19 protein-coding genes and 1 pseudogene are annotated in these 22,599 nt (G+C 72.5%); 7 read left to right on the top strand and 13 right to left on the bottom strand.

The window, feature by feature from the left end; genetic code table 11:
• Positions 1 to 63: 63 nt before the first annotated feature.
• From QF034_RS10765 to QF034_RS10785, 5 genes are all read right to left on the bottom strand, one after another.
• Complete coding sequence (locus QF034_RS10765) at positions 64 to 3,180, bottom strand: efflux RND transporter permease subunit (RefSeq protein ID WP_307174719.1); 3,117 nt, start codon at positions 3,178 to 3,180, stop codon at positions 64 to 66.
• Positions 3,181 to 3,340: 160 nt separating this feature from the next.
• Positions 3,341 to 4,024 carry a response regulator gene (locus QF034_RS10770; RefSeq protein WP_307174720.1) on the bottom strand — a complete coding sequence of 228 codons (684 nt, stop codon included), beginning with the start codon at positions 4,022 to 4,024 and terminating at the stop codon, positions 3,341 to 3,343.
• Positions 4,021 to 5,241 (bottom strand): sensor histidine kinase, encoded by a 1,221-nt coding sequence (locus QF034_RS10775; RefSeq protein WP_307174721.1) that lies wholly within the window; start codon positions 5,239 to 5,241, stop codon positions 4,021 to 4,023. The genes QF034_RS10770 and QF034_RS10775 overlap by 4 nt, the downstream gene beginning before the upstream one ends.
• 203 nt (positions 5,242 to 5,444) lie before the next feature.
• Positions 5,445 to 5,726, bottom strand: a complete 282-nt coding sequence (gene pspAA / locus QF034_RS10780) for a PspA-associated protein PspAA (RefSeq protein WP_307174722.1) — start codon at positions 5,724 to 5,726, stop codon at positions 5,445 to 5,447.
• Between the two features lie 23 nt (positions 5,727 to 5,749).
• Positions 5,750 to 6,535, bottom strand: coding sequence for a PspA/IM30 family protein (locus tag QF034_RS10785; protein WP_086565214.1), 786 nt, complete (start codon positions 6,533 to 6,535; stop codon positions 5,750 to 5,752).
• 336 nt (positions 6,536 to 6,871) lie between these two features.
• Here QF034_RS10785 and QF034_RS10790 point away from each other — a divergent pair, with 336 nt between their 5' ends.
• Entirely contained in the window at positions 6,872 to 7,471 is a 600-nt protein-coding gene (locus QF034_RS10790; protein ID WP_020275853.1) for a DUF3043 domain-containing protein, read from the top strand.
• 83 nt (positions 7,472 to 7,554) lie between these two features.
• Positions 7,555 to 8,292 (top strand): class I SAM-dependent methyltransferase, encoded by a 738-nt coding sequence (locus tag QF034_RS10795; protein WP_307174723.1) that lies wholly within the window; start codon positions 7,555 to 7,557, stop codon positions 8,290 to 8,292.
• Positions 8,293 to 8,345: 53 nt separating this feature from the next.
• Here the strand turns inward: QF034_RS10795 and QF034_RS10800 are convergent, their stop codons facing one another.
• On the bottom strand, positions 8,346 to 8,558 hold the full coding sequence (locus tag QF034_RS10800; RefSeq protein WP_307174724.1) for a hypothetical protein: 213 nt from the start codon (positions 8,556 to 8,558) through the stop codon (positions 8,346 to 8,348).
• 248 nt (positions 8,559 to 8,806) lie between these two features.
• Here QF034_RS10800 and QF034_RS10805 point away from each other — a divergent pair, with 248 nt between their 5' ends.
• On the top strand, positions 8,807 to 10,006 hold the full coding sequence (locus QF034_RS10805; protein ID WP_307174725.1) for a bifunctional adenosylcobinamide kinase/adenosylcobinamide-phosphate guanylyltransferase: 1,200 nt from the start codon (positions 8,807 to 8,809) through the stop codon (positions 10,004 to 10,006).
• Positions 10,007 to 10,145: 139 nt separating this feature from the next.
• Here QF034_RS10805 and QF034_RS10810 read toward each other — a convergent pair whose 3' ends face one another.
• On the bottom strand, positions 10,146 to 11,192 hold the full coding sequence (locus tag QF034_RS10810) for a class I SAM-dependent methyltransferase (protein ID WP_307174726.1): 1,047 nt from the start codon (positions 11,190 to 11,192) through the stop codon (positions 10,146 to 10,148).
• Positions 11,193 to 11,362: 170 nt separating this feature from the next.
• On the opposite strand from QF034_RS10810, the gene cobT reads away from it, so the two are divergent.
• The gene (gene cobT / locus QF034_RS10815; RefSeq protein ID WP_307174727.1) at positions 11,363 to 12,481 is read left to right on the top strand and encodes a nicotinate-nucleotide--dimethylbenzimidazole phosphoribosyltransferase; all 1,119 of its coding nucleotides are present in this window, start codon (positions 11,363 to 11,365) and stop codon (positions 12,479 to 12,481) included.
• A 790-nt stretch (positions 12,482 to 13,271) separates the two neighbouring features.
• Here the strand turns inward: cobT and QF034_RS10825 are convergent.
• Positions 13,272 to 14,036, bottom strand: coding sequence for a hypothetical protein (locus QF034_RS10825; protein WP_307174728.1), 765 nt, complete (start codon positions 14,034 to 14,036; stop codon positions 13,272 to 13,274).
• A gap of 60 nt (positions 14,037 to 14,096) precedes the next feature.
• Here QF034_RS10825 and QF034_RS10830 point away from each other — a divergent pair, with 60 nt between their 5' ends.
• Both QF034_RS10830 and QF034_RS10835 read left to right on the top strand, forming a co-directional pair.
• On the top strand, positions 14,097 to 14,879 hold the full coding sequence (locus QF034_RS10830) for an adenosylcobinamide-GDP ribazoletransferase (protein ID WP_307174729.1): 783 nt from the start codon (positions 14,097 to 14,099) through the stop codon (positions 14,877 to 14,879).
• Between the two features lie 82 nt (positions 14,880 to 14,961).
• Entirely contained in the window at positions 14,962 to 15,567 is a 606-nt protein-coding gene (locus QF034_RS10835; RefSeq protein ID WP_307174730.1) for an RDD family protein, read from the top strand.
• Here QF034_RS10835 and QF034_RS10840 read toward each other — a convergent pair.
• The 5 genes and pseudogenes from QF034_RS10840 to QF034_RS10860 form a co-directional block, all read right to left on the bottom strand.
• Positions 15,527 to 16,303 carry an endo alpha-1,4 polygalactosaminidase gene (locus QF034_RS10840; protein ID WP_307174731.1) on the bottom strand — a complete coding sequence of 259 codons (777 nt, stop codon included), beginning with the start codon at positions 16,301 to 16,303 and terminating at the stop codon, positions 15,527 to 15,529. The two genes, QF034_RS10835 and QF034_RS10840, sit on opposite strands and share 41 nt — an antisense overlap.
• Positions 16,300 to 16,959, bottom strand: coding sequence for a spherulation-specific family 4 protein (locus QF034_RS10845; RefSeq protein ID WP_307174732.1), 660 nt, complete (start codon positions 16,957 to 16,959; stop codon positions 16,300 to 16,302). Before QF034_RS10845 ends, QF034_RS10840 begins: the two co-directional genes overlap by 4 nt.
• Positions 16,956 to 18,471 (bottom strand): annotated as a pseudogene (locus QF034_RS41445) (hypothetical protein). Before QF034_RS41445 ends, QF034_RS10845 begins: the two are co-directional and overlap by 4 nt.
• Entirely contained in the window at positions 18,468 to 19,991 is a 1,524-nt protein-coding gene (gene pelF, locus QF034_RS10855; protein WP_307174734.1) for a GT4 family glycosyltransferase PelF, read from the bottom strand. The pseudogene QF034_RS41445 and the gene pelF overlap by 4 nt, the downstream one beginning before the upstream one ends.
• A gap of 121 nt (positions 19,992 to 20,112) precedes the next feature.
• Positions 20,113 to 22,146 carry a hypothetical protein gene (locus tag QF034_RS10860; protein WP_307174735.1) on the bottom strand — a complete coding sequence of 678 codons (2,034 nt, stop codon included), beginning with the start codon at positions 22,144 to 22,146 and terminating at the stop codon, positions 20,113 to 20,115.
• A 56-nt stretch (positions 22,147 to 22,202) separates the two neighbouring features.
• Here QF034_RS10860 and QF034_RS10865 point away from each other — a divergent pair, with 56 nt between their 5' ends.
• Complete coding sequence (locus tag QF034_RS10865; RefSeq protein ID WP_307174736.1) at positions 22,203 to 22,328, top strand: hypothetical protein; 126 nt, start codon at positions 22,203 to 22,205, stop codon at positions 22,326 to 22,328.
• Positions 22,329 to 22,599 lie beyond the last annotated feature (271 nt).

Consider the following 22,599-nt stretch of genomic DNA (forward strand, 5'->3'; position numbering starts at 1 on the left):
CCGTACAACGGCGGAAACGGCCGGGCCCCCGCAGGGACCCGGCCGTCATCGCCTCGCCGGCCGTCAGACGCCGGCCGGTTCCGGCACCTCCTCCGACGACGTCTGCGCCTTCGCCTGCCGCTTCGCCGCCCGCTTCTTCGCCCGGCGCTCCTTGCGGAGTTCGAACATCGCGTACAGCGTGGGCACCAGCAGCAGTGTCAGCAGGGTCGACGTCACCAGGCCGCCGATCACGACCACGGCCAGCGGCTGGGCGATGAAGCCGCCCTCGCCGGTGATGCCGAGGGCCATCGGGAGCAGGGCGAAGATCGTCGCCAGGGCCGTCATGAGGATCGGGCGCAGGCGGTGCCGGCCGCCCTCGATCACGGCCTCGACGACGCCGTAGCCCTGCTTGCGGTACTGGTTGATCAGGTCGATCAGCACGATCGCGTTCGTCACCACGATGCCGATCAGCATCAGCATGCCGATCATCGCGGGGACGCCCATCGGCGTGCCGGTGGCCACCAGCAGGCCGATCGCGCCGGTGGCCGCGAACGGGATGGAGACGAGCAGGATCAGCGGCTGGACCAGCGACCGGAAGGTGCCGACCAGCAGCATGAAGACGATCGCGATGGCCGCCAGCATCGCCAGGCCCAGGTTGGCGAACGCCTCGTCCTGGTCCTCGGAGACACCGCCGATCGACGCCGTGGCGCCGTCGGGGAGCTTCAGCGCGTTGATCTTCGACTGGAGCTTGGTGCTCACCGCGCCCGTGTTGTCGCCGGTCGGCTTCGCGGTGATGGTGGCCGCGCGCTGGCCGTCGATACGAGTCATCGACACCGGGCCGTCGACCAGCTTCACCGTCGCGATGTCGCCGAGCTTCACCGGGCCCAGGCGCAGGTCCTGGAGCTGTTTCAGCGTCGTCGCGGGCTTGGCCGAGCGGATGACGACGTCGCGCTCGGTGTCGTCCAGGACGGCCTTGGCGGCCGGAGTGCCGCGGACGGCCTGGGCGACGGCGGCGCCGAGGGTCTGGTCGTTGAAACCGGCCGCGGCCGCCTTGTCGTTGGCCTTCACGGAGATGCGCGGCACGCTGGTCGCCAGGTCGCTGGTGACGTCCGTGACGTCGTCGAGCGAGGCGACCGTCTTGCGGACCTCCTCGGACGCCGTGCGCAGGACGTCGGCGTCGGCGGCCTTCACGACCACGCTGAGGTCCTGGGCGCCGAAGCCGTCACCGGCGGAGATGGTGGTCGTGCCGATGCCCTTCAGCCCGGCCAGACCCTTCTCGATGCTGTCCTGGACGTCCTCGTACGACGCCGAGTCGTCCAGCATCACCTGGTACGAGGCCTGGTTGGTGTCCGTACCGCCGCCGAAGGCCGCCATGAAGCCGGACGAGCCGACCGTGACCTGGTAGTCCTTCACGCCCTCGGTGCCGTCGAGGAGCCGCTCGACCTTCTTGGCCTGGGCGTCGGTCGCCTCCAGGCTGGTGCCGGGCTTCAGTTCCTGCTTGACGGTGAGGACCTCGACCTCGCCCTGGTCGAAGAAGTTCGTCTTCAGCAGCGGCGCCATGCCGAACGTGCCGACCAGGACGACGATCGCGAGGGCCACACTGGTGAGCCGGCGGCGGGTCGCGAAGCGCAGGACCGGGACGTAGATGCGCTGCAGGCGGCTCCTGGCCTCCTTCTCCTCGGCGAGCCGGCGGGCCTCGTCCGCGTCCTCCGGGGTGCCCTTCGGGGGCCGCAGGAACCAGTACGACAGGACCGGCACGACCGTCAGGGAGACGAGCAAGGACGCCAGCAGCGCGGCCGTGACGGTGAGGCTGAAGGAGCCGAACAGCTCGCCCACCATGCCTCCGACCAGGCCGATCGGCAGGAATACCGCGACCGTGGTGAGCGTCGAGGACGTCACCGCGCCCGCGACCTCGCGCACGGCGTTGAGGATGGCGGAGTGGCGCTCCTCGCCGTAGCCGAGGTGCCGCTTGATGTTCTCCAGGACCACGATCGAGTCGTCGACGACCCGGCCGATGGCGATGGTCAGCGCGCCCAGTGTGAGGACGTTCAGCGACAGGTCGCGGGTCCACAGCACGATCAGGGCGAGGACCACGGACAGCGGGATGGACACCGCGGTCACCAGGGTGGAGCGGATCGAGGCCAGGAAGACCAGGATCACCAGGACCGCGAAGAGCAGTCCGAGCGCGCCCTCGGTGGTGAGGCCCTTGATGGACTTCGACACGGCCGGGCCCTGGTCGCTGACGACCGTGAGGGTCGCGCCGGAGCCGAGGTCCTTGCGCAGGTCGGGCAGCTTGTCCTGGACGGCGTCGGAGATCGCGACCGCGCTGCCGTCGCGGTCCATGGTGACGGTGACGGCGAGGCTGGGCCTGCCGTCGGTGCGGGTGATGGAGTCGGCCGGGGCCTCCTGCTGCTTCACCGTGGCGACGTCGCCGAGGCGCACCGGCTTGCCCTTGCCGGGCTCGCCCGTGACCATCAGGTCCTGGATCTGCTTCAGCGAGGTGAGGCCGCCGCCGACCTGGACCGTGCGGTTGGCGCCGCCCTCGTCGAAGGAGCCGGCCGGGACGGTCGCGCCGCCCGCCTGGAGCGCCTGGGCGACGGACTGCGAGGTGAGGCCCGCCTTCGCGAGCTTCGCCTCGTCGGGCGTGACGGAGACCTGAACGTCCCGTACACCGTCGACGGTGACCTGGCCGACGCCGTCGATGCTCTTCAGGTCCGGCACGACGGTCTTGTCGAGCTGGTCGGCCAGGGCCTGCTGGTCCCGGCCGGAGGTGACGGCGAGGACGACGGTCGGGATGTCGTCCGTGGAACCGGCGACGACCTGCGGGTCCACGTCGTCCGGGAGCTGGACGCGGGCCCGGTTGACGGCCTGCTGGACGTCGGCGACGAGCTGCTCGGTGCCGTTGCCGTAGTCGAAGGACGCCATGATCACGGCGTTGCCCTCGGTGGCGGTGGAGGTCACGCCGCTGATGCCGTCGACGGCTTCGAGGCTGTCCTCGATGGGCTCGACGACCTGCTTCTCGACCACGTCCGGGGACGCGCCCTGGTAGGGCGCCAGCACGGACACCATGGGCAGTTCGATGGTGGGCAGCAGCTGCTGCTTGAGCTGGGGTATCGCGATCGCCCCGAAGACGAGCGCGATGATCGACATCAGCCCTATCAGGGCCCGTTGCGCGAGGCTGAATCTCGACAGCCAGGACATGGGTCAGGGTCTCTCTTCTGTTTAGCGGCAGAAGCGGCAGCGGGCGCGCAGATGAGCGCCCGCCCTTACACCCTGAGCCATCGGCGGGGCCCGATCCGTAGGCCCCAAGTCCCGTTCCTTATGCGGCGCATACTCCGGCCGCAGTACGCCGGGGTAGAGCTCACTCCACCCTTGGACGGACCAGGCCGGATTCGTAGGCGATGACCACCAGCTGGGCCCGGTCCCGGGCGCCCAGCTTGGCCATGGCCCGATTGACGTGCGTCTTCACCGTCAGCGGGCTGACCTCCAGCCGCTCGGCGATCTCATCGTTGGAGTGGCCGCCCGCGACCTGGACCAGCACCTCGCGCTCCCGGACGGTGAGCGAGTCGAGCCGCTCGCCCCGGGCCGGGTCGCGGTCGTCGTCGGCCGGGTCCTGCTGGGCGAGGAAGCGGGAGATCAGACCGGTGGTGGCCGCCGGGGACAACAGGGCCTGGCCGCCGGCCGCGATCCGGATGGCGTTCAGCAGTTCCTCGGGCTCGGAGCCCTTGCCGAGGAAGCCGGAGGCACCGGCGCGCAGCGACTGCACGACGTAGTCGTCGACCTCGAACGTCGTCAGGATGACCACCCGGACGTCGGCGAGGTCGGGGTCGGCGCTGATCATGCGGGTCGCCGCGAGACCGTCGGTGCCCGGCATCCGGATGTCCATGAGGACGACGTCGGCGCGCAGCTCCTTCGTCATCCGCGCCGCTTCCAGGCCGTCGGAGGCCTCGCCCACCACCTCCATGTCGGGCTCGGAGTCGACGAGTACGCGAAAGGCGCTGCGGAGCAGCGCCTGGTCGTCGGCGAGCAGGACACGGATCGTCATGCGGGGTCCTCCCCGGGTGTGCGGTTCTTGACCGGCAGGATCGCATGGACGCGGAAACCGCCGCCGTAACGGGGACCGGTGGTGAGGGTGCCGCGCAGGGCGGTGACGCGTTCCCGCATGCCGAGCAGCCCGTGCCCGCCGCCGTTGTCGTCCCGGGTCTCGTTCTCGCCGGTGCCGTCGTCGAGGACGGTGATCTCGATGTTCGGTCCGACCCGTACGACGCTGACCTCGGCCTTGGCCTGTGTTCCGGCGTGCTTCTGCACGTTGGTGAGGGCCTCCTGGATGATCCGGTAGGCGGCCAGGTCGACGGCCGCGGGGAGGGTGGTGCCCTGGTCGGCGCGGGCGACCTCGATGTGCAGGCCGGCGTTGCGGAAGGTGCCGGTGAGTTCGTCGAGGCGGTCCAGGCCGGGGGCGGGTTCGGTGGGGGCCTCGGGGTCACCGGACTGGCGGAGCAGGCCGACGGTGGCGCGGAGTTCGTTGAGCGCGGAGCGGCTGGCCTCGCGGACGTGGGCGAGGGCCTCCTTGGCCTGGTCGGGGCGCTTGTCCATGACGTGTGCGGCGACTCCGGCCTGGACGTTGACCAGGGCGATGTGGTGGGCGACGACGTCGTGCAGGTCGCGGGCGATCCGCAGCCGCTCCTCGGCGACCCGGCGGCGGGCCTCCTCCTCGCGGGTGCGTTCGGCGCGTTCGGCGCGTTCGCGGATGGCCTGGACGAAGGCGCGGCGGCTGCGGACGGCGTCGCCGGCGGTGGCGCCGATGCCGGTCCAGGCGAAGATCGCGAGGTTCTCCTGGGCGTACCAGGGCAGGCTGCCGGCGGCCATGGCGGAGCCGGTCAGCACGGTCATGGTGAGCAGGCCGACGCGCCAGGTGGTGGGGCGGTCGGTGGTGGAGGCGACGGTGTACAGGGCGATGACCGCGGACATGGCGACGGGGGCGCGGGGGTCACCGGTGACGGATTCGATGACGGAGACGGCGCCGGTGAGGGCGAGGACGGTCATCGGGGCGCGGCGGCGGAAGACCAGGGCGGCGGCGCCGAGGGCCATGAGGACGAGGCTGAGGGGGTCGGGGGTGCGCAGGGCCCAGCTGACGCTGTCACGGTGGCGGGGTTCGACGAACGAGCCGGCGACCATGCAGACCAGGACGGCTGCGGCCAGGACGGCGTCCATGGCCAGGGGATGTGCTTTGGCCTGGCATTTGACCCGCTGGAGGGTGCTCACGGGGGTTCACGGTAGCCGGGGTGGGTGTGCGGGGGTATGGGGGCCGGGGGCAAAGGGCCGGGTGTGAGGTGCTCGGCGTTGAGGCTGGGGGCGGGGCGACTGCGCAACCCGGCGTGGCGGGGTGCCGCCCGCGCCCACCCGTGCCGCCCTGGGGGCACCTCCCAGGCCCTTGAGGCACTGGGGGAGGCACGATTGCCCGCGGATCACGAACCCGGAATCAAGCCGTCGTCGCTGAGGAGCTCCCGGACATCCTCCAGCGTCGCGTCCGCAGAGGGGAGGATCAGGTCCGAGGGTTCCAGGGAGTCGTCCGGGAGGGGGTCGCCCAGGTCTCGGACCCTGGTCAGCAGGGCCTGGATGGTGCGCCGGAAGCCGGGGCCGTCGCCGTTCTCCATTTCCGCCAGGAGCTCGTCGTCCAGCTTGTTCAGTTCGGCGAGGTGGCCGTCGGCCAGCCTCACCTGGCCCTCCCCCATGATCCGTACGATCATGTCGCCCTCCTAGGCGTGGGCCCCTACTGCTTGTCGAAGCGCGGGGTGTCCTGCGGCTGCTGCTGGGACTGCTGCTGGCTCGTGCCACCTTCGAGGGCCTGCTGCCCGGCGCTCGAACCTCCGGCCAGCTCGGCCTTCATCCGCTGAAGTTCCAGCTCTACATCCGTACCACCGGAGAGCCGGTCCAGCTCGGCCTGGATGTCGTCCTTGTGCATGCCGGACTGGTCGTCGAGGGCGCCGGAGGCGAGCAGCTCGTCGATCGCGCCGGCGCGCGCCTGGAGCTGGGCCGTCTTGTCCTCGGCGCGCTGAATCGCCAGGCCGACGTCGCCCATCTCCTCGGAGATGCCGGAGAAGGCCTCGCCGATCCGGGTCTGCGCCTGGGCCGCCGTGTACGTCGCCTTGATGGTCTCCTTCTTCGTACGGAAGGCGTCGACCTTGGCCTGGAGCCGCTGGGCCGCGAGGGTGAGCTTCTCCTCCTCGCCCTGGAGCGTCGCGTGCTGGGTCTCCAGGTCGGTCACCTGCTGCTGGAGGGCGGCACGGCGGGACAGCGCTTCGCGGGCCAGGTCCTCACGGCCCAGCGCGAGCGCCTTGCGGCCCTGGTCCTCCAGCTTGGTGGACTGGGACTGCAACTGGTTCAGCTGGAGTTCCAGGCGCTTGCGCGAGGTCGCCACGTCGGCGACGCCGCGGCGGACCTTCTGGAGCAGCTCCAGCTGCTTCTGGTACGAGTAATCGAGGGTCTCGCGCGGGTCCTCGGCCCGGTCAAGGGCCTTGTTCGCCTTCGCGCGGAAGATCATCCCCATACGCTTCATGACACCGCTCATGGGCTTCGCGCGCCCCCTTCTGACCGACTCCGGCTCCAGCTCCTGCGACAGAACCCACAGTACGGGCCCTGCATCCATTACCGCACTGTTCGGGGACGGATGCGCTCATCCCCAAGGACGACTGAGCACGCGCCCGCTCCGGCGTAGGGAGTAGGTGGTCCCCGGGGTCACCGGGGATACCCCCGGTAACCGGAGACGTACCTCCGGGGAACGACCGGGTGCGTACACAACGTCCCCTCTGTCCCCTTACTGACGACTGGTGTTGCCGGATCGTTCCCCATGGGACTGGGGTCCATGCCCGGGAAGCCCTTACCCTTGGGTTTTGTGTTCCGTAGCCGTGCGAAGGATGAGAAGGCCCAGGCCGCCGACAAGGCGCCGGTGAACTTCTCCAAGCAGCCCCGCGACCCGCAGGCCCCGAAGGGCAGGCCCACGCCCAAGCGCAGTGAGGCCCAGTCCCAGCGCCGCAGCGTCGCCAACACGTCGATGACGCGGAAGGAGGCCGCCAAGCGGCAGCGCGAGGAGCGCCGCAGCGCGCTGGAGCGCCAGCGCCAGGCGCTGGCGAGCGGCGACGAGCGGTACCTGCCCGCGCGTGACAAGGGGCCGGTCCGCCGGTTCGCGCGCGACTTCGTCGACTCGCGGTTCAACATCGCGGAGTTCTTCCTGCCGATGGCCGTCGTCATCCTCGTGCTGAGCATGGTGCGGGTGGCCGCGCTGCAGAACATCGCGCTGCTGCTGTGGCTCGTGGTGATCGTGCTGATCGTGCTCGACTCGTTCGTCACGGCGTTCCGCCTGAAGAAGCAGCTGAACGAGCGCTTCGCGGGTGAGAACCGGCGCGGCGCCGTCGCCTACGCCCTGATGCGCTCTCTCCAGATGCGCCGGCTCCGGCTGCCGAAGCCGCAGGTCAAGCGCGGAGAGCGGCCCTGACCGCGACGTCGTTCTCCGGGGGCGCGGCGGATGCCTGGCTGGACAAGCTGGGCGGGCTGCGCGATGTCGTCCGGCAGGAGCTGGTGACCCGCCAGCTGGACGAGCAGATCGTCGGGCGGTTCCCGGTCGGGCAGCGGCTGCGGGTGCTCGACGTGGGCATGGGCCAGGGCACGCAGGCGCTGCGGCTGGCCCGGGCCGGGCACCAGGTGACCGGTCTGGAGCAGGACGCGAAGATGATCGCCGTGGCCCGGGAGTCCCTCGCCGGGGAACCGGAGGGCATCCGGGAGCGGATGCGGATCATCGAGGGCGACGGCCGGGACACCGGCGTGCACTTCCTGCCGGGCAGTTTCGACGTGGTCCTGTGCCACGGCGTCCTGATGTACGTGGAGGAGCCCGACCCGCTGCTGGCGGGCCTGGCCCGGATGCTCGCGCCCGGCGGGCTGCTGTCCCTGCTCGTGCGCAACGGGGACGCGCTCGCGATCCGGCCGGGGCTGTCCGGCGACTGGGCGGGCGCGCTGGCCGCGTTCGACACGGTCTCCTACCTCCCCCATTCTCGAACAGACTCGAACGGGGGGACCCCCATCCGCCTGGGGCTGGACGTACGGGCCGACCGGCTGAAGGACCTGACGTCGACGCTCGCCGGGATCGGGGCGCCGCTGCACGCCTGGTACGGGGTGCGCGTGTTCACGGACACGGCGGCGGACGGCGCCGATGTCCCGGCCGACGTGGAGACACTGCTCGCGGTGGAGGAGAAGGCCGGGCGGACGGATCCGTACCGCGGGGTGGCGGCGCTGCTCCACCTGTGCGGCGTGCGCGGCTGACACGCCCACCCCCTCGGGGTGGGGCGAGGGCCGTGGGCCCCCGCCCCGGGGGCTCACGCGTCGGCCGCGTGCAGGCTCATCGGCCCGTAGATCTCCGTGGCGTCCTCGAACAGCCGCACCTGGTCGGCGCCGCCTTCCAGCAGGGCCTTCCAGTGCTCCCCGATCCAGGACTCGGCGTCCCCCTGGGTGGGGAACTCCTCCGGCGGCACCGCGGGCTGGATCTCCGTCCCGTCGGTCTTCTCGAACCGCCACGTCCATGCCGCCATGTACGCCTCCCATGTGTGTGAGCACACTGCACAGCGGAAGCCGGATCTTGGTCCGGCTCCTGTCCAGAGCCTAAGCGCTCCGCTGGGTTCGGCGTTATAGGCCTTGCGGGAGTGCGGGTGGTTGGGCGCGTGCGGGTCGTGTGGAGCTGGTCGCGCCCGCGCGGCGGAGCCGCATATCGATACGGCCCGCGCCCCTGTCGGGGCGTCTCCACAACGCATGTCCCATGCTCGCGGGTGAGAATCGGGGCGTGGAACTGACTCTGCTCGGCACCGGCGCCCCCGCGGGACTCCCCCGCCCCGACTGTCCCTGCGCGGCCTGTGCGGCTGCCCTCGGCCCCGACGCGCGGGCGGCCACCGCGCTGCTGCTGGACGGGGCGCTGCTGCTCGACCTGACGCCCGGGGCCGCGTTCGCGGCGGCGCGGGCGGGCCGTTCCCTGACCGGCGTACGGCAGGTGCTGCTGTCGCACCCGCACAACGGGCCTGCGGTCGAGGTGCCGGCCGGGCTGCCGCAACCCGGACGGGTGCCGGACGGGCGGGAGTTGACGCTGCTGACGGGGCACCGGGTACGGGCGGTGGCGATGGACGCGCCGGGCACGGGGTACGCGGTGACCGGGCCGGAGGGGCAGCGGCTGCTGTACCTGCCGCCCGGCGGGGCGCCGGCGGGGCTGGAGGAGCCGGCCGAGTCGTACGACATGGTGCTCGCGGACGTCGTGGGGCGGCCGGACGCGCTGGCGAAACTGCGGGCGGTGGGCGCGGTGGGGCCGACGACCGATGTGGTCGCCGTCCATCTGGACCACGACGTGCCGCCCGGTCCTGAGCTCGCGCGGCGGCTCGCGGCGGCCGGGGCGCGGGCCGTGCCGGACGGGACGACGCTGGCGGTGGGGGTGTACGAGGACGTGCCGGACCTGCCGCGGCGGACGCTGGTGCTGGGCGGGGCGCGGTCGGGCAAGTCGGTGGAGGCCGAGCGGAGGCTGGAGGCCTTTCCGGACGTGCTGTACGTGGCGACGGGCGGGTCGCGGAACGGGGACACCGAGTGGTCGGCGCGGGTGGCCGCGCACCGGGAGCGGCGGCCGGGGTCGTGGCGGACGGTCGAGACCTGCGATCTGGTGCCGTTGCTGGAGGCGGAGGGGCCGCCGTTGCTGATCGACTGTCTGTCGTTGTGGCTGACGGATGCGATGGACGCGGCGGGGGCGTGGGACGACGCGGTGTGGGCGGAGCGGGGGGAGAAGGCGTTGCGGGAGCGGGTGCGGGAGTTGACGGAAGCGGTGCGGTCGACTCGGCGGAGGGTTGTGGCCGTGTCGAACGAGGTGGGGTCGGGGATCGTGCCGTCGACCGCGTCGGGGCGGCGGTATCGGGATGAACTCGGGCGGTTGAACGCGGGGTTCGCGGACGAGTGTGAGCATGTGCTGTTGGTGGTGGCGGGGCAGGCTGTGGTGCTGCGGGGGTGAACGGTGCTCGGCGTGTGGGCTGGGGGCGGGTGGGTGCGCAGCCCGGCGGAGCGGGGTGCCGCTGCGCCCACCCGTGCCGCCCTGGGGGTACCTCCCAGGCCCTTAAGGCACTGGGGGAGGCACGACTGCCCGCAGCTGGCTAGGTCGGTTTGCGGGCGATCACCCGGTATGCGTTCGCGAAGCGCGTGCGGCGGGCCAGGGGGGCGATGAGGTGGTCTGCCACCGATGCCAGGGCCACCAGCGGGATGCCCGCTCGGAGCAGGGCCTCGCGCAGGTGTTGGCGGGCCAGGGGTGGGGGGATCGCTCGCCACGGGGTGTCGGGGGCGGGGAGTGCGTGGGAGAGGGCCAGGGCCGTGGCGCCGGAGAGGTCGTGGGGGATGTGGACGGGGCGGTGGTCCAGGAGGGCGATCGTGCAGCCGGCCGCCTCCAGTTCCGCGCGGAGGTTGTGCGGGGGGAGCAGGTGCAGATGGCGAGGCTGGTCGTAGGCGAGCCACCAGCGGCCCAGGAGCGCGGCGTACAGGCTGCGGGGGTTCAGGGTCTCGATGAGCAGGTGGCCGCCGGGGCGCAGGACCGCGAGGGCGGCGTGGAGTTCCGCGCGGGGGTCGGGGGTGCCCTCCAGGTGGTGGAGCATGCTGACGACGTCGTAGCGGGCGCGCAGGGGCGCCGAGATCCGGGGGTCCGCCAGGCGGCCCACGTGGGCCTCCTCGACGCGGTCGGCCGAGCGGGCGCGGACCACGCGCGGGGTGTGGTCCAGGCCGTCGAACGACGTGTACGGGAAGAACTCCCGGGCCGTCACGGGGAAGCGGGCGTGGCCCGTGCCCACGTCCAGCCAGCTCTCCGGCTCCCCGAACCGCCGCATCGCGCGGGCGGCCGAGCGGTGGCGGAGCCGGCTGGCGCGCAGCGCGAGGAGGGTGTCGGCCGCGACGTCCCGTGGCGCCCCGCGCACCGTCCGGTGGTAGAGCGCGAGGCCCTCGAAGGTGAGGCGGGGGTTCTGGAAGGTGTGACCGCAGTCCCGGCACGCGTCGACGGTGAAGCTGCCCGGGTTGTACCGCCGCAGGTCACCGGTGCGCAGCCGGTTGCGCAGGCGGGCGGAGCCGCACCAGGGGCAGTCCTCGCGGCGCGGCTCGTGGACGGGTGTGGTCGCTTGGAGGACGGGGGGTGCGGAGGGGGCGGGATGTGCGGGCATGGGCGGCTCCCGGGCGCGAGGCGTACGGCAGGGACGTCCGACCAACCACGTACGACAATCCGCTGCAAACCGGAACGTATGGGATGGGGGTCCCGGGTGCAACGACGTCGCCTGCGCGGAGTCGCGATGTGGCGCCGTGCTGTTCGACCGGTGCCGGTACTGTTCGGCGAATGAGCTCGCTTAATCTCGACGACTTCACCGATCTGATCGAGCGTCCGGACGGCGGGGTGCGCCGTGACGCCGAGGCGCGCCGGGAGCGGCAGGTCGTGCCGCCCGGGTCGCTGGGCCGCCTCGACGACCTGGGTGAGTGGCTGGCCGCGGCGCAGTCGGCCGTGCCGGTGCGGCCGGTCGAACGGCCGCGGGTGGTGCTCTTCGCCGGTGACCACGGCGTCGCCGAGCTGGGCGTCTCGGCCCGGCCGGCGGGCGGCGCCGGGGAACTGGTGCGTCAGGTGCTGGAGGGCGGCCGGCCCGTGTCGGTGCTGGCGCGACGGCTGGGCGTGCCGGTGCGGATCGTCGACATGGCCCTGGACTGCGACCCGGAGTCGCTGCCCGAGGACGTCGTGCGGCACCGGGTGCGGCGTGGCAGCGGGCGTATCGACGTCGAGGACGCGCTGACCCTTCAGGAGGCCGAGGCGGCGTTCCGGGCCGGGGTCGCGGTGGCCGACGAGGAGGCCGACTCCGGTACTGATCTGGTGGTGCTCGGCGATGTGAGCGTCGGCGGGACCACGGTGGCGGGCGTGCTGGTCGCGGCGCTGTGCGGGGTCGACGCGTCGGTCGTCACCGGCCGGGGCGGGCTGGCGATCGACGACCTGGCGTGGATGCGCAAGTGCGCGGCGATCCGCGACGCGCTGCGGCGGGCCCGGCCGGTGCTCGGGGACCAGTTGCAGCTGCTGGCGACGGTGGGCGGCGCCGACTTCGCCGCGATGACGGGCTTCCTGCTGCAGAGCGCGGTGCGCAAGCTGCCGGTGGTGCTCGACGGGGTCGTGACGGCCGCGTGCGCGCTGGTCGGGCAGCGGATCGCGTTCCGGGCGCCGGACTGGTGGCTGGCCGCGCACGACAGCGGCGAGCCGGGGCAGGCCAAGGCGCTGGACCGGATGGCCCTGGAGCCGCTGCTGACCCAGGGCGTGACCGTCGGCGAGGGCGCGGGCGGCCTGCTCGCGCTGCCGCTGGTGCAGGCCGCGGCCGCGCTGGCGGCGGAGCTGCCCGAGAAGCCGAAGGAGTCCGAGGAGCCGGAGACCGCGGAGGCGACGGACGCGTCCGAGGCCTCGGAGGTTCCCTCCGAGCAGTAGCGTTCCCGCGAGATCCTGGTCACGCACACCTGGCTCAACTTCGTCCCGTTCCGGTCGGTCTTCGCGTGTGGTGTCGGTTTGGCTGAGCCCAGCCACCGCGCACACCCGCTGACGTACCGACATCCGGACGAGGACGGCCCGATGACCACGCTCGCCCGCTGGGCCCGTGCCGAATGGGGGCCGCTGTACGCGGCCGTGAACAGGCCGCTGCGGGAGCGGCGCCTGCGGGCCGTGCCGATGGCGGTCGCGGCCGTGTGCCTGACGGCCGCGCTGCACCTGGTGCACAACCAGCCCTGGGGCTACCGGTTCGTGCAGGACATCGGGGCGGTACGGGCCGAGGACCCGCTGTGGCTCGCGCTCCTGCGGACGCCGCTGTCGCTGTTCGTGCCCGCGCTGGACCTGCCGGTGTGGGGCGCGCTGGTGCAACTCCTGCTGGTGTTCGGCATCGCGGAGCTCTGCCTGGGCCGGCGACGGACGCTGGTCGTCGCGTACCTCGCGACGCTCGCGGGCACGCTCTACGCCCGCCTCGGCATCTGGCTGGGCCCGGACTCTCCACTGGGCCTGCCCGTCTCGGACGCCCGGGCCGTGGACACCGGGCCGTCGGCGGCGGTGGTGGGACTGGCCGTCTGCCTGGGATGGCGCTACCGCGCGTATGTCACGGCCGGGGCGGTGATCGTGGCGATGGTGGCCGAGGTCGCCGTGAAAGAGAACCTGGCGGGCAAGGAGCACCTGGCGGCGATCGCGGCCGTGCTGGTGGTGTGCGCGGCCGGAGCGGTGCGCGGGCGGCACGTCAGTGGTGTTCGAGGGACCGGGTCTGCTGCGGATCGGGCGCGCCGCCGATCCAGTCCTGGAACGCGCGCCGGGGGCCCAGCCAGCGGCGGTCGTGGCGGTAGGCCCGCAGGCCGGACTTGGCGCGGGCGCGGGGGCGGCGCCGGTAGAAGCGCTTGGCCCAGTAGGAGCCGGGGCGGGCCAGCCGTACGGCGCCGATCAGGGCGATGACGGGGACGATCACGCCGAAGACCGCGAGGCGGGTCTTGCCCTTGAACAGGGCGATGAGGGCGAAGACGAAGTTCACGGCGATGTTCACGATCACGGTGGCGCGGTTCTGCTCCTGGTCGTCCGAGAGGCCGTCGACGCCCAGGGGCGAGAAGCCGATCAGGAGCAGTCCGACGAGAGAGGCGGTGAGGACGACCATCTCGACGCTCTTGCGGCCGGCCTCGCTCCAGTAGACGTCGGCCAGGTGCAGGACCAGGGCGAACTCGTCGAGCACGAGACCGGCGCCGATGCCGAAGACCGCCGCGGCCAGCCCAGCACCGACGCCGTGCTGGCCGCTGGCGACCGCGCCGAAGCCGCCGGCGATCACCAGGATGATCCCCGGGACCACGTGGTGGACGTGGACACCACTGCTGCTGCTGACGTTGCGGAAGGGGCCCTTGCCCGCCCGGATGAGGCGGGTGATGCCCCGGGTGATCAGGAAGGTCACCACGAAGGAGACCAGGGCGAGGAGCAGCGGCAGCTTGCCGGGTTCGATGATGTTCCGCTCCAGCCATCCCATATGCGAACTTTATCCCTGCCCACCGGATCCGCTCTTCTGACCGGCCGGTAGCCTGCGCCGGTGCCCAGAACCTCACCCCTCGACGGTCTCCGCTTCGCCTTCGGCACCCTCACGGTGTTCCCGGTCCGGGTGACCCGGTGGGACCGGGAGGCGGCGCGCGGCGGCATGCTGTGCGCTCCGCTGGCCGGGCTCGCGGTCGGTACCGCTGCCGCCGCCGCCGGGCTGGTGCTGCTGTTCCTCGGCGCGGGCGGACCGCTCGCCGCCGTGGCCACCGTCGCCGTCCCCGCCGTCCTGACCCGGGGGCTGCACCTCGACGGGCTCGCGGACACCGCCGACGGGCTGGGCAGCGGCAAGCCCGCCGAGGACGCCCTGCGGATCATGAAGCAGTCGGACATCGGGCCGTTCGGGGTCATCACCCTCGTCCTCGCCCTGCTCGCGCAGGCCGCCGCGCTCGCCCAGGTCTACGACGCCTCCTGGGCCCGGGGCGCGGGTGCCGCCGTCGTCTCCGCGACGGTCGCCCGGCTGACCCTGACCCTGGCGGCCCGGGCCGGGGTGCCCGCGGCGCGGCCGGAGGGGCTGGGGGCGGCGGTGGCGGGCGTGGTGCCGGTGCGGGGGGCGGTGGTCACCGCCGTGGCCGTCGCGGGAGCCGGTGCAGCGGCCGGTGCCTTCCTCGGGCCGTACGACATGGTCCGGAGCGTGCTCGCGGTCGTCCTCTCCCTGGCGGCCGCCGAGGTGCTGCTGCATCACTGCACTCGCCGCTTCGGCGGGGTCACCGGGGATGTCTTCGGCGGTCTGGCGGAGACGGCGGCGACCACGGCGTTGGTCGTTCTGTCACTGGGCTGAAACGATCTCCTCGTCCCCCTCCTGCACGGGCTGCCCAGCCGCTAGCTTCCTGCCCCGACACACAAGTGATCGGGGGATGTTCATGCCGAAGCTGCGCCGTGCCCTGGCCTGGTTCGTCGATTTCGCACTGGTGGTGGCGCTGGCCTCGGGGCTCGCTGTGCTCACCTTCCACCGGATCTCGGCGCTCGTCACCGACGTGCCCGAACTCGCCACCCGCAGCGGCCTGGACCTGCTGACCTCGCGCGGCGACGTGCTCGACGCCTCCCAGGACCTGGGGCTGACGCTGTGGGACAAGTCGGTGCTGTACGTGGAGCAGGCCTTCGGGCTGCTGGTCCTGACGGTGTTCCTCTACCAGTGGGCGTGCCTGGCCCTGGCGGGGCGGACGATCGGCAAGGGCCTGGTCGGGCTGAAGGTCACGCCGCGGCTGCCGCACCGGGCGGCGCTGCGGGCCGCCGTCACCACCGCCTCGGACGTCGCCGTGTACGCGGTGGCCTGTGTGCTGCTGGTCGAGGGGCAGGTCGTGATGTCGGTGCTGGTGTGGGCGGTCGCGGTGGTGCTGTTCCTGCTGAACGCGCTGCCGGTCCTCTTCACCGGCCGGCGGTCCCTCGCCGACCGGGTGGCGGGCACGGCGGTCACCGGGATCGGGCTCAGCACGCCTGTCGCCATGCCCCTAGTTCGTACTTCTTGAGCAGTGAACTCAGGCGCAGGCGGCGGGACTCGGCGCAGAAGCGGCCTTTGGGCACCTCGTACTCGACGTGGAAGACGGCCTTGCCCGCCGCCACGAACGGCTTCAGGGTCCCGCACTCGTCGTACTGGGCGCACTGTTCGTTGACCGCGAAGTCGAAGTCGCCGACCAGCTCCGGGATCTGGTCGAGATCGTTCTTCAGGCCGACGGCCAGGCCCCGGTCGTGGGCCAGGCGGGCGATGAGGCGGTTGTAGCGGAGCTGGTCGGCGGCGGTCAGCGGGAAGCCCGTGTCGTTGCGGTAGCCGTCCATGTTGTCGGGCTCCACCGCGTCGAAGCCCTTGTCACGGCACATGTCCATGCGGGCTGCCATGAGCGGCTCCAGGACGTCGGTGCGGCGGATGTCGAGCCAGCGTTCGCCCTCCCAGCCGTTGCCCCGGCCGAGAACCGGCTTCGGGAACCTCTTCGCGTCCGGGCGGAACTCCTCCCAGGCGCCGGTGGACAGATAGCAGATGACCTTGCGGTCCTCGCGGTGCAGCCGGGCGACGGTGGCCCCGGAGTGGTCGAAGCCGTCGATGTCGTAGACCGGCACGTCGACGGAGGTGTCCAGCCGGCCGCTGAGCTGCCACTGCCAGGCCGTGCCGGGGCGGGGCTGCCAGCGGGGGCCGGGCTTGTCGTCGGGGTCCTGGGTGCAGCCCGCGAGCAGCAGGACGAGCAGGGCGGCGAGCAGGGGGCGTCTCACGGGGCGTTCTCCGGGTCGTGCAGGGTGTGCGGCAGGGTGCCCCAAGGATGATCTCCGGTGCCGGGCACGGCGCAGTGCACCGCCGCGCCCCGCTCCCGCGCCAGGCGCTCGGCGTCGGCGCCGGGCGGCACGCCGTACACCAGGTGGCACAGCCGCACCCCGTGGTCGCCGGGCCGGGGCTGGGGAGGCAGGGCGCGATAGGCCGCCCAGGTGCCCTCGAAGGTGACGAGGACGTCGGCGATGCGGGCATAGCAGGGGTGCGGTGCCGTGCCGTGGTTGAGGACGAGGGTGCCGCAGCCGACGCCCCAGGCGGCCACGGCCAGCCGCTGGTAGTGCTCGAACCGCTCGGGCCCGGACGGGACCTGGTCGAGGAAGGCGCCGTCGGTGCCGTACCAGTCGCGGTGCCGGGTGAGGTCGCGGACGACGTCCGTGGCGGCGCGGCGGCCGTAGTCGGTGTCGGCGTACCCGAGCACCCGGACGCCCGCCGCCTTCAACCGGGCGGCGACCTCGGCGAAGGCCTCGTCGGGGCGGTCGCCGGGGCCGCTGGCCGGGTTGAGGACGACCCCGTGGAGGCGGGGCGCGGCGGCGATGATCGCGTCCCATTCGGCGGGGCGGACGGACGGGTGCTCGTAGTACGGGACCAGGAGAGTGCTCATCGGTGGGCGGTTGCCCTTCCCAGCAGGGCGCACACCAGGGCGGCCTGGACGATGGCCGCCGTGCCGTAGACGGCCGCACCGGCCAGGTGCGGATCGCCGGTGCGGGTGACGAGGAGCACGGTCTGGGCGAGGGCGGCGGCGCAGCACACCGCCGTCGCGCCGGTCACCGCGCCGAACGACTGGAGCAGCAGGCCCGTCCACAGGACCACGCCCAGCAGGAGCAGCCCGGCCAGCCGGGCACCGCCCGGGACCGGGGAGTGCGGCCACAGGGCGGAGGCGGCGAGGCTCAGCGCGAGCAGCACGGCGAGATAGGCGGCCAGGCACTGGACGACCGTCAGGATCGTGGTCCGCCGGAAGTCCCGGGCGGTGCCGCTGGAGCGCAGTCCGGCGAGGCTGTCGCTGCGGAAGCGGTACAGCAGCCACTCGGCGGGGCCCATGCTGAGGGTGAGCGCCACCGCGGCGGGGCGCGGCGACCGCGCTGTGCTCCTCGCCGGCGAGGGCGTCACCGAGTGCCGCGTACAGCACGAGGACGCCCGTGCCGAGCCCGAACAGGGCGTACGGCAGGGAGCCCGTGAGCCGGGGTCCGGCGGGGCGCCGGTGCGCGGGGACGGTGCCGAACCCGCCGAAGGGCAGCAGGGCGACGAGGCCGGCGGTCCAGCCGCCCTCGCCCGGTTTCCTGAGCGCGGGTGCGACTTCGCGGACGGCGAGGGCCGCGACCGCCGCCAGGGAGCCCAGCAGCAGGGCCAGGCTCGCGGCCTCGGGCAGCGGGTCGACCAGGGACAGGACCGCGCCCATCGCCATCGGGGCGAGTGCGGTCAGCAGGAACCGTTCGCGGCCCATCACCAGCAGCACCGTCGCCGCCGCCAGATAGCAGGACTGCCCGGCGGCGAAGGCGACCACGGCCGGGGCGGCGGCGCCTTCGAACGCCAGGGCGACCAGCGCGCCGAGCAGCGCGCCGGCCGGGGCGCCGAGCAGCAGGGCGCGCCGGGCGGCCATCCGGTCGCCGAGCCCGAGCCAGGCGTACGCCCGGTGGGCGAGCCCCTGGTTCCACGTCCAGCCGCACAGCGCTCCGGCCAGCAGCGGGACCGTGCCGGCGGGGAGGCCGAAGTCGCCCGGGCCGGTGAACAGGGGTGCGCCGAGGACGTAGGCGAGGCCGGGCAGGGCGAAGACGACGCCGCGCAGCAGGCAGCCCAGCAGGCCGATCCGCCAGGGGTCGTGGACCGGGCCGTCGGGCTCGGGGTAGCGGCGCTCGACCCGTTCGTAGAGGGTCTCGGCGAGGGCGAAGGAGTTCTTCACGCCGTACCGCTCGCGTATCTGGTCGTCGGAGAGGCCGTCGGACTCCAGCAGGGCGGCTACCTCGTCGGGGTGGACGGCCGCGGCTATGAAGTCCTCCAGACGGACGGCCAGTTCGTCGACCGGGTCGGGCTGGGCCCAGCTCGGGGTGCGCTGCCGGGGGATGCCGGGGAGGGTGTCCGGGCGGGAGCCCGGGGGCAGCCAGACGCTTCCGCTCACCAGCCTGCACCGTCCGTCGCGACGGCCGCGTACCAGGGGTCGCGCAGTTCCAGCGTCCAGTCGGCGACGGTCTCCAGCGTCGGCTCGTACACCTCGTCCTCGCCCGCGAGTTCCTTGTAGATGGTGCGGAAGGCGTCCACCGAGCGGCGCAGCGTGAACCGGTCGATGACCCGCTGCCGCGACAACTCCCCCAGCTCGGTGCGCCGTTGGTCGTCCTTGAGCAGGGTCAGTGCGGCGGCGGCCATCTTCTCCGGCTCGCGCGGCGGCACGACGAGACCCGTGTCGCCGACGGCCTCGCGCACTCCCCCGACGTCGGTCGACACCGTCGTACGGCCGCACGACATGGCCTCGATGATGGAGAACGGGAAGCCCTCGGAGATCGACGACAGCATGACCAGGTGCCCGGCCGCGTACGCGCGCCAGACCTCGCTGATGCGGCCCTCGAAGGTCAGGCCGTCGGTGACGCCCAGTTCGGCGGCGAGCTTCTCCAGCCGGGTGCGGTAGGCCTCGCCTCCGGGCGGGACCGGGCCGAAGAGCCTGAGCCGGGTCGCCGGGATCTCGGCGCGCACCATCGCGTAGGCGCGGATCAGGGTCTCCAGGTCCTTGATCGGGTCGATCCGGCCGCACCAGGTCAGCGTCGGAACCTCGGGCTCGGGGCCGGCGTGCGGGAAGGCGGCCGGGTCGACGCCGTTGTAGACCGTGCGGATCTTGTCGGCGTCGGCGCCGCCGCGCTCCTCCCAGCGGCGGTTGTACTGGTTGCACGGCGTGATCAGGTCGGCGGCACGGTAGCCGTAGGAATTGAGCTCGCGGTAGAAGCCGAGCATGAAGGCCTTCACGGGCCAGCGCTGGGCGTCGCGGCGGTAGCCGAGGTAGCGCTCGCGCAGGTAGATGCCGTGCTCGGTGAGCAGGAACGGCACGCCGTCCAGGTGGCGGGCGGCGAGCGCGGGCAGGGTCGCGAGGCCGCTGCTGACGGCGTGCGCGACGGAGTCCTCGGGGATGCGGACGCCGAGCGGGCGCAGGGCGTGTTCCAGCAGGTCGGTCGCGGTCAGCGCGTCGTGCACGGTGGGGCGGGCGGCGGCCGTCGGCAGATGCGGCATGGTCCATATCCACATCAGGGACCGCAGCGCCGACTCGGTGCGCAGGGCCGCCGGCAGGCGTCCGTCGCGGGCGAGTCCGGCCAGCTCGTTCAGGGACTCGCCGAAGTCGGCGTGCGAGCCGGGGTCGAGGAAGGAGAGCAGGAAACGCTCGTAGGTCTCGCAGAAGCGGCGGCGGGCCCTGCCGTACGGGGGTCTGGTGCGGCCGGGACGCGGGCCCCAGGTGGGGACGGAGGTGTGTGCGTAGACGTTGGGCGGCAGTTCCCAGGTGATCGGTTCGCGGCCGTTGCCGGTGAGCGAGACGAGGTGGAAGTCGACCTCGGGCATGCCCTTGACGAGCTGGTCGCACCAGGTGCTGACGCCGCCGTGGACGTGCGGGTAGGTGCCTTCGGTGAGCATGGTGACATGACGGCCTGTTCGCCTCATGCGGTGTTTCCCCCTGTGGTGCGGATGATGTGCGGGGAACTGCTGCCCGGATGCCGAGTGCGGGTCTCGCGTGGGCTGGTCGGGCAGTTCCCCGCGCCCCTGAAAAGAAGGGCGTTGCTCCCTACGGCAGCTTCAGTGTCAAAGCCGACTGGAGTGCTGCCGGGGTCGTCCAGGCCGAGCGGGATCCCGCGTACGGGGTGCCGAAATCGGTCGTGCTCAGCAGGAGTTGCTTCTTCGTGCCCTCCGGTGCCGTCACCGGGATCTGCGTTCCGGACGGTGCCGTGACCGTGACCGTGTTGCCGATGCGGTACGCCGTGACACGGCCGTCGGCCAGGGCCGTATGCCAGGCGGCGCGGCGCTGCACCTCCGTGCCGATGACGCTGTGCCGGGGGTTCTCCAGCGGGGTGTTGCCGGCGAACAGCGCCCGGTAGTCGTCCAGCACCTTCTCCATGACCGGGTAGAGCAGCCGGTCCTCGGCGAGGTTGGACTGGTGCGCGTAGTGCGGCCGGGGGTCGCCCGCGAGGACATGGCCGAGGGCGGTGCGCGCCTCCTGCGGGACGATGTGCGCGGTGTAGCCGGTGGCGGGGTCGAGGGGCTCGTCGAGGCAGGTCGAGGTGGGGTTGTCCTCGCAGACGCCGCTGCCGCCGTCGGCCCGCGAGGTGTAGACCCAGTTGTACTCGTCGGCCATCTCGGCCGCCGTGCCCACGTTGTAGTACACGTTCATCGGGTGGCGCGGCACGGTCAGCGCGTTGCCGACCGCGCGCTGCTCGGGCTCGCGGGAGTTGTCCGAGGCGATCCACCTGACGCCGGTGTCGGCGAGGGCGCCGGCCAGGTCGGGATTGTCGTCGGGCTGCTGGGGCAGCGTCTTCAGGCCCGAGTGCTCACCGGTGACCAGCTCGGCGCGGTCGACGCCGAGGCCCTTGTTCACCGCCCAGTCGTGGTTGTCGCGGATCTGCGCGGCGATCTCGGCGCGGCTCATGTACTTCGTCGAGCCGTCGGCGTTCTTCGCGCAGCTCCACGGCACGGTGGAGGTGTCCTGCACGCAGCCCAGGAAGGGGTGCGTGTAGGTGTGGTTGACCCAGCGGTACTGGGCCTTGTCGGCGAGCAGCCGGTCGGCCAGGGCGTCGGTGCCGCCGTGCTCGGTCTTCCACTCCTCGCCGGAGCCGGCGTTGTAGACCAGGTCCATGGTGAAGCCGTGCTCGCGCTGCCACTGGGCGGCGTACGCGGCGTCGTCCGCGGTCATGCGGATCGGCGTGGTGCCCTCGCCGTCGCCTCCCGCGCAGTCGAAGTCGCCCGGCGTGCAGTTGCGCTCGGTGTCCCAGCGGCCGTCCGGCGCGAACACGTCGTCGACGTGCACGGCGAAGGAGTTGCGGGTCTGCCCGAGGTGCACGCCCTGGGTGAGCCACTCGACGATGCCCCGGGCCAGCAGCCGGAACTGCTGCTGGTTGCCGTTGTAGGCGAAGGTGACGACGAGTTCGCGGCGGCCGTCGTGGGCGTACTCGCCGACGAGGCTGCCACGGCCGGTGCCGCCGGGCACGGGGATGTCGACGTAGCTGGTGAAACCGGCGCGGGGCCGGGCCACATAGCCGTAACTCTCCTGGACGGCCGCCGAGTTGTCCTCGAACCGGAAGGCGCCGTCGAGGTAGCCGAACCAGCCCGCCTTCCCGGCCGTGGTGACGGATGCCTCGCGCCCGTCAAGAGTGCCTGCCCAGCCACCCTCGCTGGTGTAGTCGAGGCCGACCTCCGGGTGCGCCCAGGTGTAGGCGTCGACCTGGGGGATGCCGTACGTCCGCTCGTACGTCTCCAGGGCGGTCTGTTCGGCGGAGCCCGCGCCGAACGGGGACTCGTTCGGCAGGACGACGCCCTGGTACTTGGCGCGGGGGCTGCCGTCGACCGTGTCGCTGAGGAACGACTCGGTGATCTCCGGGCGGCCGGCGTCGTTCAGGTCGACGGTCGTGTGCGGGACGCCGGTGCTTTTCAGCTGGGCGGTGACGGCCCGGACCGAGCTGTCGCCGTTGTCCACCACCAGCACCTTCAGATCGATGCGGGGTTCCTCCGCGGCTGCCGCCCCGGGCGCCACCGCCCCGGCCGTGATCATGCCGGCCGCCGTCACCGCGGCGGCCGTGCTTCTCCATCCGCGCGCACGCTGCGCCATGGTTCCTCCCCCAGAAGATCCCAGGGATCCCCTTGCGGTCGAACAGAGGAGGATCCGTGGAAATCATGCAAAGCGGCGAGCAGGGCGCTCACCGGATCTCGATGAGTGTGACTCAGTTCACCGACATGGAGGATCAAGAACTGGCCACTACGCCACCGACAGGTGAACGCCCGCAGGAATGAGCGAACACGACCACGCGCGTAGTCTCGTCGTCGAGTGTTCGCCGCACCGGGGAAGGCCCCGTGATACCCGAACCCTGAGGTCGGAATAGGGTCGGTCGGCGATCTCCCGTCGTCCGCCCGGAGGGCGGGCCCGGCGGTGTCCGGTGCGTGCAGCTGCAAGGCGGAGGAGGGAGTCGACGCGGAGCGTCGGGGACCGACGACAACGCCGCAGATGCGCGTGCCGGACACCGCCGGGCAGGCGGGAGATCGCCGACCGACCCTCAGGGTCGGC

The organism is Streptomyces africanus (genome assembly GCF_030816955.1).
Lineage (GTDB): Bacteria > Actinomycetota > Actinomycetes > Streptomycetales > Streptomycetaceae > Streptomyces > Streptomyces africanus.